Consider the following 14720-nt stretch of genomic DNA (forward strand, 5'->3'; position numbering starts at 1 on the left):
CAAGATTGTGGAACTTCACTATGACATTTTTATTAGAATAAAATCATGATTTATTATGGAATTTTTTCTTAATGATATCGTAGTAAATAATAAAGAATCTTCTAATCTACTTCCTCTCCTCTCCTACTGACTCTTACTAACCATTCTTTCACTAAACTCTCGAATAATTGAGGCTGTTCAATTTGTAAATTATGCCCTGCCATATCTAGAATAGCGAATGTTGCTCTCGGATAGTCTTCGACAACGTCTAATATATCTTTATAGCCTACAACTATATCTTGTCGCCCTGCAAGTACAAGGACGGGATTCATATATTTTTGTTCCTTTATAGGAACATTCGAGCGATAATTTTTTTGTAAATTTTCGATAAATTTTATGTTTGCCGCGCTAAGACCTGGCTTAATCTCTTCTTTATACCGACGATATGTATATTCATTTGCTATCACTGCGAACTCACAAAACTCTCTTCTTTCCTCTACTGGAAGACTATTTAAAAATAGATCATCGCTGTTGATAAGATGATAATCTGGAACGGTCCGCTTTTCATGCTCTGCAATTATAACAGGACATATTAGTAGTAAGCCATGAATACGATGAGGCATTTGGGTAACTATCACTCTAGATAAATACCCACCATATGATTCTCCTGCAAGTAAGAAAGTTTCATTTGGAATGATCTTTTCTATACATGAAATAAGTAGCTCTATTAAACAATCTGAACTATTTACCCATTTCGGCGCATTTGACTTCCCCATACCTGGCAAGTCAATGTATATTCGCTTATAACCAGGATGCCTATGAAATACTGGTTCCATACACCCTTTCATCGCTCTATGATCAATAGAACATCCATGCAGGATAACAATTGGTTTTCCTTCACCAATTATTTCATAATAAATTTCTGCATCTTTTACAGAATATATCATAACTAAATCCCTCCTCCAAAACTAATACAGCATTATCTTGCCGGCAGAATATACGTTCTATTATATATTCCTTGTCAGAAACGAACAACTCTAACTCATTAACCTTCTGCTTGAGTAATACAACAAATGTATACCTTACGAGAAAGAGAATCATAGATTTTCGATATAAAAATCGTTATGATATAAGAAAAAAGAAAGTGAGCAAAAGATGAAGAAAATCGCGATTATTACTGGTGCATCAAGTGGCTTTGGCCTATTAACAACTATTGAATTAGCTAAAAAAGATTATATTGTCATCGCTACAATGCGCGATCTGAATAAACAAGAAAATTTATTACCGCAAGCTTCCGCATTGCATTTACAACATCATATCAAAATTCATCAACTGGATGTTACCGATCCAAATTCAATCCATACTTTTCAATTATTTTTAAAAGAATTAGACCAAGTAGACCTTCTCATCAATAATGCAGGATATGCAAACGGCGGTTTTGTAGAGGAAATTCCTATAGAAGAATATCGTAAACAATTTGAAACGAATGTATTTGGAGCAATCTCCATCACGCAAATTGTATTACCTTATATGAGAAAGCAAAAAAGTGGCAAAATTATTAATGTCAGTAGTATTAGTGGTCAAATTGGCTTTCCCGGTTTATCCCCTTACGTTTCTTCTAAACATGCATTAGAAGGTTGGAGTGAATCGCTTCGCTTAGAAGTAAAACCGTTCGGAATCGATGTTTGCTTAATTGAGCCTGGTTCTTATAACACAAACATATGGGAAGTTGGAAAATCGCTAGCGGAACAGTACTCAGAAAACACTTCTCCCTATATAGAATATGTGCAGAAAATACAACATCATATAAATAACGGGAGTGATACATTCGGTAATCCAATTGATGTCGCTAAGAAGATTGTAGAGGTTGCCGAAGCAAAAAGAACATCCTTTCGTTATCCCATTGGAAAAGGCGTAAAACTGATGATTACTGTAAAAAAACTAATTCCGTGGAGAATGTGGGAGTTTCTAGTTCATAAAAACTTTAAAAAGATGTAATAAATGTTCATTAACAATCGCTAATTTTTCAAACTTTTATATTTTAACTAAAAAACATCCCCACATTAGATGTAGGGATGTTTTTTGTAATCTTCTTCTGTTGTTATTAATTTACACAGCCTAAAATGCCAACAATCTCACTTGCTTTTGCATTATGAATGTAATAATACATTTCCAATCCTTTTCGTTCGGAACGTAGCACTTTTCCTTTCATTTTCGATAAGTGCTGAGATACAGTTGATTGTGGGATTTCTAAAATTTCTGTTAGCTGTGATACGTTACAAGTTTTTCTATTTTTTAACTCGTTAACAATTTGTAATCGTACTGGATGTGCCATCACTTTTAAAATATCTACATCTTCTTCTGTAATTTGTGTTTTTATCTCTTTACTTTCCATTGCCATGAGAATCTCTCCTTTTTTGTTGCATTTCTTTTTCTATAAAAGGCATTCAGAGAAAGTGAATGCCACCCCTGTAACTTATTTGTTGTTATTCTATATAAAAATAATTAAATATAATTCTTACTTCATATCTGATATCTACATCATACACTTTCAATGTGTGTTTTATATGAAGTTTATTTAAAGTTACAATGAATTTTTCACAAAAAATTCATTGTAACTTCTTGAAAAATATCTTTTTTGATTATTTTACTGAAACTTTTCTGTCCTATCCTCTTCTTCTTCGATGAAATCCTTGTGTGATTCGATCTAATATAATAGCGATTACGACAATGGCTAGTCCTGCTTCAAATCCCATTCCAATATTCACTTGTGTTACAGAGCGATATACATCTACACCAAGTCCCGGCGCTCCTACAAGTGATGCTGTCACAACCATCGATAATGATAACATAATACTTTGGTTAATCCCGGCCATAATTGTTCCTGTCGCAAGTGGCAATTGTACTTTAAATAGCTTTTGTGATGCTGTAGATCCAAATGCATTTGCAGCTTCAATTAAATCTTCTGGTACTTGTCTAATTCCAAGGTCTGTAAAGCGAATCGTTGGTGGCATCGCAAAAATAACAGACGCGATAATCCCTGGCACTACCCCAACTCCAAAGAATGTAATGGCAGGAATTAAGTAAACAAATGCCGGCATTGTTTGCATAAAATCTAATGTTGGTTTTAAAAATTTCGAAAACCGTTTGTTTTGCGATGCTAAAATACCGATAGGGATTCCAACAATAATAGAAATAATAACGGATGTAAGAACAAGCGCCAATGTTTGCATCGTTTGTCCCCAATAGTTAATGTTTAAAATAAATAATAAACCAATCAATGTAAAAATAAGTAAAGAGACTTTTCTTGTTGTATACCAAACGAGAAAGCAAACAATGACAATCATTAAAAAAGCTGGAATGAATGTTAAAAAATTCGTCAGTAAATCAACAAAACCACCAATCACATAAGAAAATCCTCTAAATATATTTTCAAAATGCTCATATAAACTCGCTACAAACGTATCTACCCATTCACCTAACGGAATACGTGGAATATTATTCATTGTCATTCACCTCATCTTCAATATTTCCGGCAAGAGCTTGAATGACACTTTCTCGTTTAATAATCCCCCTTAGCCTATTTTTTTCATCAATAACAGGTAAAGGAAATTTCATCTCTGCCATTTTTGCATACGTTTCTTCTAGCAATGTATCTACATACACATGAGGAAGATTTGTAATTAACAAATCGGCAATTGGCCATTGTTTTTGCACTGCTTTACTTGCATCATCAGCCGTTAAAATTCCTAAAAACTCATGTTTTTTATTGACTACATATACAGTAGATACACCCGCATTTCTCATAATTTGCAGAGCTACGCGCGGTCCGCGATCAATCAGTAATGTTTCTGGCCTTTTTAAAATAGATTCAGCAGTAATGACTTTTCCTAAATTTACATCCGCAACAAATTTCTCTACAAATTCATTTGCTGGGCTCATCATAATTTCTTCAGGTGTTCCAATTTGGACAATTTCTCCATCTTTCATAAGCGCAATACGATCTCCAATTCGAAGCGCTTCGTCTAAATCATGCGTAATAAAAATAATTGTTTTTTCCATTTTATCTTGCAGCTCTAATAATTCATCCTGCATTTCTTTTCGAATCAATGGATCTAATGCACTAAATGACTCATCCATTAGAAGCACGTCTGGATCATTCGTAAGCGCTCTTGCAATTCCAACACGTTGCTGCATCCCACCGCTTAATTGCCCTGGATAACTATCTTTATGATGATCTAATCCAACTAATTTGAGGGATTCTAATGCTTTTGCTTCTCTTTCTTCTACCGGTACCCCTTGTACTTCTAAGCCATACGCTACATTTTGAATCACAGTTCGATGCGGAAATAAAGCAAATTTTTGAAATACCATGCTCATCTTCGTTCTTCTTACTTTGCGAAGCGCCTCTTTCCCCATTGTTGCGATATCTTCTTCATCTATGTATATATGTCCCGCTGTTGGTTTTATAAGCTGGTTCAGCATACGAACAAGTGTTGATTTTCCGCTCCCTGAAAGTCCCATAATCACAAATATTTCTCCTGTATATACTTCAAATGTCGCTTTTTTTACACCAACATTCATCCCTGTTTCTTTCAAGATTTCTGATTTACTTTTCCCTTCCTTTAATAAAGCAACTGCTCGTTGAGGGTTTTTCCCGAATACCTTTGTCACGTTTTCCACACGTACTTTTGTATTTTTCATAAAACGACTCCTTTTCTGCCCATCTATTCACATAGTGTAGCGATTTTAAACAGAAATATTACATAGAAATAACAGAAATAAGCTTTCTTAAAATCTTTATTTTCCGTTCATAATAAGAAGGTTCACCTATACCTTTATTTGTATACAAATGTTAGTGATGAAACGGGAGGATTTCAATGAGACGAAAAATATGGCTTATTAGCATCTTGTTATTTATCAGTATGATTATTACCTCTTGTAATGCAACAAATGCAAATACAAAAGGAAAAATTAAACTTGGTGTTACAAGTTGGAAAGAAAATATTGCAATTGCAAATTTATGGAAAGTTTTACTGGAACAAAAAGGGTATAAAGTAGAACCGATGTATTTAGAAAAAGCAGCCATTTGGACTGGTGTTGCTCGTGGTGATATAGATGCAAATTTAGAAGTTTGGCTTCCAGTTACCGATAAACCGTTAAATAGTCGGTATAAAAATGATATCGTCTTAAAAGCAAAATGGTATGAAGGAACTGGACTTGGCTTAGTTGTTCCTTCTTACATGACAGACGTTAACAGCATCGAAGATTTAAATGCTCATAAAGAGGAATTCGGTAATAAAATTGTCGGTATTGAACCAGGTAGTAGCTTGATGAATTTAACAAATAAAGCGATGAAAGAATACGATGTAAAGTTAAAACTTGTCCAATCTTCAGAAGCGGCCATGATGAGTGAATTAAAAAAAGCATATACACAAAAGAAACCAATCGCTGTGACGCTTTGGAATCCACACTGGGGCTTTTCAGAATTTGATTTAAAATATTTAAAAGACCCTAAGAAAGTATATGGTGAAAAAGACGACATTTATTACTCTGTAAGAAAAGGATTTGAAAAAGATTATCCAGATGTTGTGAAATATTTTGATAGATGGAAAATGAATGATGAACAACTTGGTACTTTAATGGTTATGCTAAATAAAATAAAAGATCCTGAAGAAGCGGCACGAAAATGGATTAAAAAGAACCAAGCACTTGTGAATGAGTGGATGAAAGAATAATGCACTAAAAACAGGCTAGGAAATAGATTATGTTCCTAGCCTGTTTCCCATTATTTTTTTGTAATAACCGCATCAACAATCCCGTATGTTTTTGCTTCTTCTGCCGTCATAAAGTAATCTCTTTCTGTATCACGTGCTACTTTTTCAATCGGTTGCCCTGTTCGGTCAGATATAATATTGTTAATATCTTGTTTTAACTTTAATATCCGCTTTGCTGTTATTTCGATCTCTGTCGCTTGCCCTTTTGCTCCGCCAAGCGGCTGGTGAATCATAATTTCACTATTTGGAAGCGCAAATCGTTTTCCTTTTGTTCCGCTAAGCAACAAAAGTGCCCCAAATGATGCTGCAAAGCCCATACAAAGCGTTTGTACATCTGGTTTAATCAAATTCATTGTATCCAAAATCGCAAATCCTGCTGTCGTCGAGCCACCTGGACTATTAATATAAAGAAAAATATCTTTTTCTGCATCTTCCGCTTCTAAAAACAATAACTGCGCCACTACACTACTTGCAACTTGATCATTAATTTCTGAACCAATCATTACAATACGATCTTTTAATAATCGAGAATATATATCATAGGAGCGTTCTCCTAACTTTGTTTGTTCCACAACATACGGAATTGTATTCATCATGATCCCTCCATCTTATTGTTAAGCTGCACATAACATAAAATTGTAAGAAGAAGATTTTTTCGCACTGAACAATAACACCGGCTCTTTAGAAGATACATGTGTAAAATGAATAGTCGGAAGGAGTTTTGTTAATAATTCTGGTTTTTGTTCTCGAACCGCTGTTACGACTACCTTGACATCATCTTGCCAGGCTAAGCTACTATCTTCTTCATTTCTCATTTTCAATTTATTTCTACTCCGAAATAACGAAGCTTTCACTGCTCCTTCTGATATCGAGCATATTTTCGCAATATCAGATAGATGATATTGAAAGACATCCTTTAACAAAAAAATAACAGTTTGTTGTGCATTTAGTGAAGTAACTACTTTTTCCGCCATCTCATGCAAATCAGCAATTATTTCATGTGGTGTTTCAAATGTTACTTCCTTCTCTACTTTCTCTTGAACAGATTTTGATTTTAATTGATCGAACCATTGATTTCGCGCAATTTTATATAGAAGCGTCATACAAATATCTTTCTCTGCATATTTTTGCAGTACTTTACAAACCGCTTCTTGCGCTAGGTCTTCACCGTCCCACTTGTTTTTTGTTAAAAACATGCAGTACCTTTTTAATTCGGCATAATTCTCAATAAGAAAATTTTTATTTGAATAATCCATATCGATAGGATTTTTAAACAATGGCATTACTTTTGTGCACAAAATAACCACTCCTTTTCAGCGCTTACTTAATGAACGATTGAAGGGATAAAAAAGTTACGGAGGAAATAAAAAATTTTTAAGGTTTATGTTTTTCAATGCGCGGTCATAAATATGTTATGTAGAATTTTACACAAGGAGGCTATCAAATGCCAAAATTAACTGTAATCGGCACTGGTACTTTTGATGTTGAAGAAGGAACAAAATTAGTGTTAGCTCTTGAAGATAATGGCGTTCCAATTCTTCATCGTTGCGGCGGGAAAGCTCGCTGTACAACTTGTAGAGTTGAAGTCATCGCAGGTGATTTCTGTGAGCCTACGCCTAAAGAAACACATGCAATGACAGAGAAAGGCATTGAGGACCACTTACGATTATCATGTCAAATGCGAGTATATAAAGATTTAACTATCCGGCCCATATTAACGGTTGAAAATTCAGGTTTAGATGCTGGACCGCGTCCTGCAGAATAAGGCGACGGAGTGCATCATGAATCTAAAACGTTTAGCTGGTGAATACGCTGTGCATTTTGTACAAGATGGGATGAAAATCGGACTTGGGACAGGGTCTACTGTGTATTGGGCGATACAACGATTAGGACAACTTGTCAAAGAAGGTCTTACGATTGAAGCTGTACCTACATCAATCGAAACGGAAAAATTAGCAACTGAGCTGTCTATCCCATTACGACTTGACAATACAATAGATTATCTTGATCTCACCATTGACGGCGCAGATGAAATCAATCCAAATTTACAGTTAACAAAAGGTGGAGGTGGTGCTCTTTTTCGAGAGAAAATAGTCGCCGCTTCCTCTCGAAAATTGATTATAATTGCAGATGAATCAAAGCAAGTAGAAGAGTTAGGTACGTTCCCTCTACCAATCGAAATCATTCCATTTGCCTATAATCAAACAGAAAAAAAGATTCAATCGCTCGGTTGTCAAACTGTGTTACGTATGAAAAACGGCGTGCCCTTCCTTACAGACAATGGTAATTTCATTTTAGACTGCAAGTTTCCAAATCAAATTACAGACCCACTTGAAATGAATCATCGTTTAAAAATGATAACGGGTGTTATTGAAACTGGATTATTTATTAATATGGTACATAAAGCAATCATTGGGACTGAAAATGGAATCATCGAGTTATGATTTCATTTAATCAGTGGAGGGGTTCTTCCTCCCTGTCCCATTACTTTCACTGAATTTTGAGATGGATATATAATGTTTCATAGAATACTTGGATGATCTTATAACTATTGAAAGAAGTTTACATGTTTTGTAATGTAACATATATAAATGATCCACTATTATACGAAAAAGGACTGAGTCAGTTGAAATCGAAAAGAATTCAAGAAATGAAAGATCTAGAAATCGCCTTTCAAATTCGAAAAGAAGTATTTGTAAAAGAGCAAGGAGTTCCTCTTGAGGATGAATTTGATACATTTGACACATTAAGTGAGTTATGCCAGCATATTTTAGTTTATTATAACGAAATACCGGTAGGAACGGGCCGAATTCGCTTTGTTGACAACATGGGGAAACTAGAAAGAATTTGTATTTTACAGCCTTATCGGAAATATGGACTTGGAAAAGTAATTATTCAAACGTTAGAAGAAATTGCCTATGAAAAAGGAGCCAACAAAGTAAAACTACACGGTCAAACACAGGCTGAAGGTTTTTATAAAAAATTACACTATCAGCCTTCTTCCGATGTTTTTATGGAAGATGGAATTCCTCATATTTTAATGACAAAAGAATTATCATGTTAAGTTCTTTCCGCAGCAGGCATTGAAAAAATAACACGTCTTTTATCGGAATGTTGAGAATGAAAAGGAGTCCATCATCTATATAGTGGGTGGTGGACTCCTTTTCATGATGAAGTGGACTTTTTCAGCGGCCTCTTCTTCATGTTATCCCTTTTTGATTTGAAAGTATGATAGTGAATTTTTATTACTTCACAAACCATCCCGACTCCAACGCCAATTGTATAAGCAAATACATCACTCCATAAAAAACCATAACCTAATACAAGTCCGCCTAATCTCGTGGCACGAATACTATCAATCCATTCTGCATGATATAATTGACTCATTTCAATTGCATAGCAAAATAACAAACTCATTAAGGCCACTTTTTTCGTTTCCAGTTTATGAAAAAGGAATCCAAATCCAATAAAAATCATAAGTGCCCATAATACATCCCCTAAATATGAATGTAAGAAGTCTGGAAAAATATGTGCAAATTTTCTCGATCCTAACCCGAAGACCATAACGATTATTGTTAATAATGCATATCGTACTCTATTTCGTTCATCATTCATTGTTTTATCCTTTCTTACTTTCTCCTTCTAGTTTACATAACAATATTACATTTAAGTTATCGGCGTTTCTCAAAAAAGTGCTGACGTTAACCTCCACCCATAAAAAATCGATAGGAAGATAATAAAAATACATCGTTCTCGTTATGTCTCCCTATGTTTTTCTAACATCGTCTTTTAATAGAAGCTTATCTGTTACCTCATCTGGCAGAACGGACATATTAGATTGAATGAATTTATTTTTTTATATACTCACTTGCATTATTTTGTTGTATAAATTTCAATGCATGTTCTCGTTTTCTTTTTAACACTTTTCAACATTCGATCCTTTATTTCCAAACCCTTCTTATTGGTTCGACAAAATGCTGTTTGGCAAAGTAAATGCACCATGTTCTTGATAAAAAGGAACAGAATCTATAACATCATCGATATGTATAGTTCCATATACATGTGGATAATCTTGACCATTCGATGATTTTTCATATTTTATTTCCGCTTGAACACGTGTTGAATCTATTAAAGGTAAGACTAATTCCTTTTCAGTACGAAAGTGTTTTTCTGCAATGGATAAAGATTGTTCTAAAAACGAACAATGAATAAATCCCTCTTCTGCAAGTGATGCCTCCTTAATTTCCCCGCTTATTTGTGCTGCTTCCCAATCTCCTCTTTTCATAACTTTTGTGATCGTGGTCAATTTTGTTCTCTCCTTTTTAAATTCCAAAGTGAATCATATATTTATTCTCTTCTTTTGCTTGAATAATTTTGTTAGCTAATACGTTCAGCTCAATAGATTGCTTCATATCTTTAGAAGATATAACTATATCTAAAAATTGAGATAGTGATTCAGGTGGAATAATCGTAATCCCCCAATTTGCCAAACCATATTCAGGGCGATCTAACGTATGAAAATATGTCTTCATTATCGATAAAGGTTCAAATAAATTTGTAAGAATATCATCATTTACAGAAATACAGTTATATACATCTGGATTGTAACTCTTGTAAGTCTTTTGATTATTGATATCATGAATTATGCCGAATTCGTGATTTATAGCCATACGTATAACCCCTCCTTTGATAGCTTTCCGCCTCTTTTCCTAACTAACTGAGTATCAAAAGATTCTTATTTTTATTACGCCGAGAATCATAATAAAATTTTTAAGGTATTTGCACTCAAAAATCATTAATAAAGTTGTTTAATTCTTATTGAACTAAATATGTTTTTGTAACCACTGTTCAAATATCTTTAACTGTTCTTCAGTATGAAAATAATGTTCACCTGTTTCTATAACTTCTAATTCACAACGATGTTTTTTTGTAAAATAGTTAATAATTTCAAATTCGCACAGTTCATCCTTGGCTCCATACATAATATATGTATCTGTATTCCATGTATGAATAGGATGTTCTTTTACATAGCATAAATAATCCCAATATAACTTTTGACCAATAGGTGTCGCTATAGTCATTTCTTTTTGCAAAAGCTCTGGTGTTACCTGAAACCATTTCATCATATTTTCGATAATTCGTTCCATATTAACTACTGGTGATAAAAATAATGCCTTTTCTAGCACATCATTTTGATAGGCTAAAAGGCTAAAATAAGCTCCCATACTACATGCAAACACGCTTACTTCTTTCCAATGTTCTTTTGCATAATTCATAATTATAGATAATTCACTAACACAAAACTGTACTTTGCAAGGAGTAGTATCATTTTTTCTTTCTCCATGTTCAGGTAAATCAAAGCTTAATACTTGATAACCTTTTTGATTAGCTTCTTCAGCTAATATTTGAATAACTGCATCTTCCTTATTTGACATATTTCCATGTACTGCAATAAAAATTTTTTCACTCTTATCTCCCCATAAAACCGCGGGAATATTACAAATTTTAAAATTATCTTTAAGCATATTTCCTCCATAGAATAAGACATATAGGACTTGGCAAAAAACGCACACACTTTATAATCCTCTACTCATTTCCAAAAAAATCAAACTATTCCTAGTTTATCACAAATGAATTATAATATCTCTCTACCTCTATATAACAGAGTCTACTTTGCATTTAAAATCTTTCTTTTTTCCATTTCTTCAGCTACAAGTCCTTATTTTGATTCCTTATTGAGCTAATCTACTCCGTTAGTGGAAGAAAGATTTTTAAATGACTTTATTTTACATTATCAAGACCTAATTCAAAAAAGTCATGAAAATAAGGAGCTATACATATTATCCATGACTAACATGTATAGCTCCTTTACTTCTTATTAAACAATCGCGCCCTTTAATTGAACAAAGGAACCTTTAAATTAGCATTCATAAGCCATTCTTAGAAATTCATATGTGCTACCATTTGTAGCTTGCATAAATGTATCAATATCTTTAAACCCAACTTTTCTATATACTTTTATCGCTCTTTGATTAAAAGTTGCCACTGACAATGTAATTTTATCTGGTATAAATCTTGATTGGACAAAATCAATACCTGCATTTAGAAATTCTAACCCTCTACCATCGCCAGTCAAATCTGGTCTCATTCCTAAACCTATATCATAAATATTAGCAGCTACTTTTTTAACACTGAAGAAACCAATAATTTCATCTTCTTTCAAAACGGCAAACATTGAGTTACTTCTTGTTTCTGGGTCTAAAAATTCAGCTAAATCTTCTTCATCAGCTTCTATATCATAAAAAGAATATTCTCCATCATAGTGCCAATTATGTGCAATATCCTCAGCTTGTTCCTGAGTCATAATCTCAAACTTATAAGTCATAAATATTCCCTCTCACTTTTATCCCCTTGCTCTACTATTTTGCCCGTTTGTTTAATACCAATCATCTAAACTTTTTTCAAAACACGCTTTTTTTCTTTGTAATTGAATCATCCTTTTTTTACAAAGGTTTGATAATTTTTGTAATTCTTGCTCATAAAACGCCCTGTTAGTTTAAAGGCGTATACTCATAATATTATAAAATGACAACAATCCTCTTTATTTTTCTCTATTTTCTTATTTGTAAATAAGCCCGAATCATAAAATAACTCACTTCATCTGGGAGCTGTTCTTTTATTGACTTTAAACCGCCCTCTGCATGTTGAACTGCTGATTCGATAAGTGATTCATACTCTGTTGGCACAAAGCTTTGCCACTCTACTTTCATCCCTTCTTCCGAACAACGAATTAAATGATTTTCTACAGTTTGACGCGATAACCCTCTTACTTTTGCAATCTCACTGAGTTCAATACCTCGCTCATACATTTCATACGTTTCTAAATGAGAGTTTTTAGAAGCTTTCCCTGATTTTTTTCGCTCAGTCACAACTTCTGTTTTTAATGTTTCTTCGTAATTCGGATTTTCTTCCATAAAATGAAGCACTGCTTGTAAAAAGTGAGAACCGTACTTCGCCAGTTTATGCTCGCCTATTCCTTTTACTTGCAGGAGTTCTGTCTCGTTTTTCGGCATTTTCGCACACATATCTGTTAACGTTTGATCAGAAAAAATAACAAATGGCGGTACACCTTCGCCTTTTGCAATCTCTTTTCGAATTTCACGAAGCACTTCGAAAAGCGGATGGTCCTGTACAATTTGTCTTGTTTCTACTCTTTCTTTACGCAGTACGCGTTCGTTTCCAAGCAACACTTCTTTTCCTTTTGCGGTTACTTTTAATGTTGGATACGTTCCATGCTCTACCGCAATTAATTCATCCGAAATTAAAAACTCAATAAATTCACTTACTTCTTTTACACTGCGATCTGATAAAAGCCCGTACGTTGGAAGTGTATGAAAACGAAATTCAAGCACTTTTTTATTTTTTGATCCCGTTAACACTTGGGCAATCATTTGTTTTCCAAAGCGTTGATTCGTTCGAATCATACATGATAAAACCATTTGCGCTTCTCTAGTTACATCAATACTTTCACGCTCATCTGTACAATTTCCACAGCGCCCACAATCCCCTTCTGGCACTTCTCCAAAGTAATCTAGAATAAAAGATTGTAAACATTGTTCCGTATGGCAATAATCGGTCATGTACTGCAATTTCTCTAATTCATTTGAGAAACGTGACTCTCCCGTCGATTGATCAATTAAAAAACGTTGCACTTGTACATCTTGAGAGGAATATAACAAAATACATTCACTATCTAATCCATCACGACCAGCACGACCTGCTTCTTGATAATAGCTTTCCATATTTTTCGGAAGCTGATAATGAATCACATATCTTATATTCGATTTATCAATTCCCATACCAAATGCCGATGTTGCGATCATAACACTGACTTCATCTCGCAAAAAACGTTCTTGTTGTTCATCACGTTCATAGTCGCTCATCCCAGCGTGATAGCGTGCAACAGAAACGCCGTCCTTACTTAGTTCTTCATATAGCTGATCTACGACTTTTCGCGTTGCCGCATAAATGATTCCAGATTCTTTTTGGTTTTGCCGAATATATTCTTTCAAATAAGCATTGCGATCTTGTCCTTTTATAACAGAGAATGATAAGTTTTCTCTCTCAAACGTTGTCATGATCGTATGAGTAGGATCAATGGCTAATGCACGGCAAATGTCTTCTCGTACTTGCGGCGTTGCAGTTGCGGTTAATGCGAGCACGATTGGCTTTTCTGGCAAGTAATCTAATATGCGATGTATATGTAAATAACTTGGACGGAAATCATGTCCCCATTGTGAAATACAGTGGGCTTCATCAATTGCAATCATCGGTATTTTCATATCGATTAATTGATCCACAAATTCCATCGAATCGAGACGCTCCGGTGCAACATAAAGCAATTTATAATGCCCTTGCTTCGCTAACTGTATACGCTGATTTGCTTCTGTTATCGAAATAGAACTATTAATATATGTAGCTGAAATCCCATTTTGTACAAGTGTATCTACTTGATCTTTCATAAGTGAAATCAAAGGTGAAATAACTAAAGTCGTTCCCTCAAATACCAATGCAGGAATTTGATAACAAATCGATTTCCCGCCACCTGTTGGCATAATACAAACTGTATCTTTCCCATCCAATACATTTTTAATTGTTTCATCTTGTCCTCTGCGAAATGACGAGTAGCCAAAATAAGAGGATAAAAGTTCTTGTGCTTTCGTAAACAACAAAAATTCACCTGCTTTTCTTAATCTTTCATCTAGCTCTTATTATATCATCAATTTTCAATCATTGTCGTTCTCGCTATTTCGCCGTATGTTTCTATATCAGTGCAAAACTTTCATGTAAAAATGAAAAAATCCATTTCTTTTAATCATTATTTTCATACGTGTACTATTTGGTAGTTTTTATTGTTCTCATTATATAAAAACGGCGTAATCCATTCACAATTAAGTAGTACAT

The 14720-nt window shown here is 34.1% G+C and carries 17 protein-coding genes; 5 read left to right on the forward strand and 12 right to left on the reverse strand.

Annotated features, from left to right (window positions below; genetic code table 11):
- Positions 1-101 precede the first annotated feature (101 nt).
- On the reverse strand, positions 102-926 hold the full coding sequence (locus tag MR063_RS08900) for an alpha/beta fold hydrolase (RefSeq protein WP_242196580.1): 825 nt from the start codon (positions 924-926) through the stop codon (positions 102-104).
- Between the two features lie 208 nt (positions 927-1134).
- Between MR063_RS08900 and MR063_RS08905 the strand changes: the two genes are divergently transcribed.
- On the forward strand, positions 1135-1977 hold the full coding sequence (locus tag MR063_RS08905; protein WP_242196582.1) for an oxidoreductase: 843 nt from the start codon (positions 1135-1137) through the stop codon (positions 1975-1977).
- A 106-nt stretch (positions 1978-2083) separates the two neighbouring features.
- On the opposite strand, the gene MR063_RS08910 is transcribed toward MR063_RS08905, so the two are convergent.
- From MR063_RS08910 to MR063_RS08920, 3 genes are all read right to left on the reverse strand, one after another.
- Positions 2084-2380, reverse strand: coding sequence for an ArsR/SmtB family transcription factor (locus MR063_RS08910; protein WP_242196584.1), 297 nt, complete (start codon positions 2378-2380; stop codon positions 2084-2086).
- A gap of 265 nt (positions 2381-2645) precedes the next feature.
- Positions 2646-3485, reverse strand: a complete 840-nt coding sequence (locus MR063_RS08915; protein WP_242196586.1) for an ABC transporter permease — start codon at positions 3483-3485, stop codon at positions 2646-2648.
- Entirely contained in the window at positions 3478-4683 is a 1206-nt protein-coding gene (locus MR063_RS08920) for a quaternary amine ABC transporter ATP-binding protein (RefSeq protein ID WP_242196589.1), read from the reverse strand. Before MR063_RS08920 ends, MR063_RS08915 begins: the two co-directional genes overlap by 8 nt.
- A 176-nt stretch (positions 4684-4859) precedes the next feature.
- Between MR063_RS08920 and MR063_RS08925 the strand changes: the two genes are divergently transcribed.
- Positions 4860-5717, forward strand: coding sequence for a glycine betaine ABC transporter substrate-binding protein (locus MR063_RS08925; RefSeq protein WP_242196592.1), 858 nt, complete (start codon positions 4860-4862; stop codon positions 5715-5717).
- 50 nt (positions 5718-5767) lie between these two features.
- Here MR063_RS08925 and clpP read toward each other — a convergent pair whose 3' ends face one another.
- Positions 5768-6349 carry an ATP-dependent Clp endopeptidase proteolytic subunit ClpP gene (gene clpP / locus MR063_RS08930; RefSeq protein ID WP_242196596.1) on the reverse strand — a complete coding sequence of 194 codons (582 nt, stop codon included), beginning with the start codon at positions 6347-6349 and terminating at the stop codon, positions 5768-5770.
- 21 nt (positions 6350-6370) lie between these two features.
- Positions 6371-7054 carry an RNA polymerase subunit sigma-70 gene (locus MR063_RS08935; RefSeq protein ID WP_242196599.1) on the reverse strand — a complete coding sequence of 228 codons (684 nt, stop codon included), beginning with the start codon at positions 7052-7054 and terminating at the stop codon, positions 6371-6373.
- A gap of 146 nt (positions 7055-7200) precedes the next feature.
- Here MR063_RS08935 and MR063_RS08940 point away from each other — a divergent pair, with 146 nt between their 5' ends.
- The 3 genes from MR063_RS08940 (at position 7201) to MR063_RS08950 (ending at position 8820) form a co-directional block, all read left to right on the forward strand.
- Positions 7201-7521, forward strand: coding sequence for a 2Fe-2S iron-sulfur cluster-binding protein (locus MR063_RS08940; RefSeq protein ID WP_242196603.1), 321 nt, complete (start codon positions 7201-7203; stop codon positions 7519-7521).
- A 16-nt stretch (positions 7522-7537) separates the two neighbouring features.
- On the forward strand, positions 7538-8200 hold the full coding sequence (gene rpiA / locus MR063_RS08945) for a ribose 5-phosphate isomerase A (RefSeq protein WP_242196606.1): 663 nt from the start codon (positions 7538-7540) through the stop codon (positions 8198-8200).
- Between the two features lie 182 nt (positions 8201-8382).
- Complete coding sequence (locus MR063_RS08950; RefSeq protein ID WP_012094393.1) at positions 8383-8820, forward strand: GNAT family N-acetyltransferase; 438 nt, start codon at positions 8383-8385, stop codon at positions 8818-8820.
- A 101-nt stretch (positions 8821-8921) separates the two neighbouring features.
- Here MR063_RS08950 and MR063_RS08955 read toward each other — a convergent pair whose 3' ends face one another.
- The 6 genes from MR063_RS08955 to recQ all read right to left on the reverse strand — a co-directional run bounded on the left by MR063_RS08955 (position 8922) and on the right by recQ (position 14485).
- Positions 8922-9371, reverse strand: coding sequence for a ribosomal maturation YjgA family protein (locus MR063_RS08955; protein WP_242196609.1), 450 nt, complete (start codon positions 9369-9371; stop codon positions 8922-8924).
- Between the two features lie 343 nt (positions 9372-9714).
- Positions 9715-10041, reverse strand: coding sequence for a DUF952 domain-containing protein (locus tag MR063_RS08960; RefSeq protein WP_242196892.1), 327 nt, complete (start codon positions 10039-10041; stop codon positions 9715-9717).
- Positions 10042-10078: 37 nt separating this feature from the next.
- Positions 10079-10426: a short-chain dehydrogenase gene (locus MR063_RS08965; RefSeq protein ID WP_242196612.1), complete on the reverse strand. Its 348-nt coding sequence runs from the start codon at positions 10424-10426 to the stop codon at positions 10079-10081.
- Between the two features lie 153 nt (positions 10427-10579).
- Entirely contained in the window at positions 10580-11281 is a 702-nt protein-coding gene (locus MR063_RS08970) for an alpha/beta hydrolase (protein WP_242196614.1), read from the reverse strand.
- Positions 11282-11676: 395 nt separating this feature from the next.
- Positions 11677-12141, reverse strand: a complete 465-nt coding sequence (locus MR063_RS08975) for a GNAT family N-acetyltransferase (protein ID WP_242196617.1) — start codon at positions 12139-12141, stop codon at positions 11677-11679.
- Positions 12142-12367: 226 nt separating this feature from the next.
- On the reverse strand, positions 12368-14485 hold the full coding sequence (gene recQ, locus MR063_RS08980) for a DNA helicase RecQ (RefSeq protein ID WP_242196620.1): 2118 nt from the start codon (positions 14483-14485) through the stop codon (positions 12368-12370).
- Between the last annotated feature and the right edge of the window lie 235 nt (positions 14486-14720).

Origin of the sequence: Bacillus cereus group sp. BfR-BA-01492, assembly GCF_022662815.1 — a bacterium.
Taxonomy (GTDB): Bacteria; Bacillota; Bacilli; order Bacillales; family Bacillaceae_G; genus Bacillus_A; species Bacillus_A cereus_BD.

Coding starts and splice junctions, on each gene's coding strand:
- MR063_RS08900 (WP_242196580.1), bottom strand. CDS start 926: ATGATATATTCTGTAAAAGATGCAGAAATTTATTATGAAATAATTGGT.
- MR063_RS08905 (WP_242196582.1), top strand. CDS start 1,135: ATGAAGAAAATCGCGATTATTACTGGTGCATCAAGTGGCTTTGGCCTA.
- MR063_RS08910 (WP_242196584.1), bottom strand. CDS start 2,380: ATGGCAATGGAAAGTAAAGAGATAAAAACACAAATTACAGAAGAAGAT.
- MR063_RS08915 (WP_242196586.1), bottom strand. CDS start 3,485: ATGAATAATATTCCACGTATTCCGTTAGGTGAATGGGTAGATACGTTT.
- MR063_RS08920 (WP_242196589.1), bottom strand. CDS start 4,683: ATGAAAAATACAAAAGTACGTGTGGAAAACGTGACAAAGGTATTCGGG.
- MR063_RS08925 (WP_242196592.1), top strand. CDS start 4,860: ATGAGACGAAAAATATGGCTTATTAGCATCTTGTTATTTATCAGTATG.
- clpP (WP_242196596.1), bottom strand. CDS start 6,349: ATGAATACAATTCCGTATGTTGTGGAACAAACAAAGTTAGGAGAACGC.
- MR063_RS08940 (WP_242196603.1), top strand. CDS start 7,201: ATGCCAAAATTAACTGTAATCGGCACTGGTACTTTTGATGTTGAAGAA.
- rpiA (WP_242196606.1), top strand. CDS start 7,538: ATGAATCTAAAACGTTTAGCTGGTGAATACGCTGTGCATTTTGTACAA.
- MR063_RS08955 (WP_242196609.1), bottom strand. CDS start 9,371: ATGAATGATGAACGAAATAGAGTACGATATGCATTATTAACAATAATC.
- MR063_RS08960 (WP_242196892.1), bottom strand. CDS start 10,041: ATGAAAAGAGGAGATTGGGAAGCAGCACAAATAAGCGGGGAAATTAAG.
- MR063_RS08965 (WP_242196612.1), bottom strand. CDS start 10,426: ATGGCTATAAATCACGAATTCGGCATAATTCATGATATCAATAATCAA.
- MR063_RS08970 (WP_242196614.1), bottom strand. CDS start 11,281: ATGCTTAAAGATAATTTTAAAATTTGTAATATTCCCGCGGTTTTATGG.
- MR063_RS08975 (WP_242196617.1), bottom strand. CDS start 12,141: ATGACTTATAAGTTTGAGATTATGACTCAGGAACAAGCTGAGGATATT.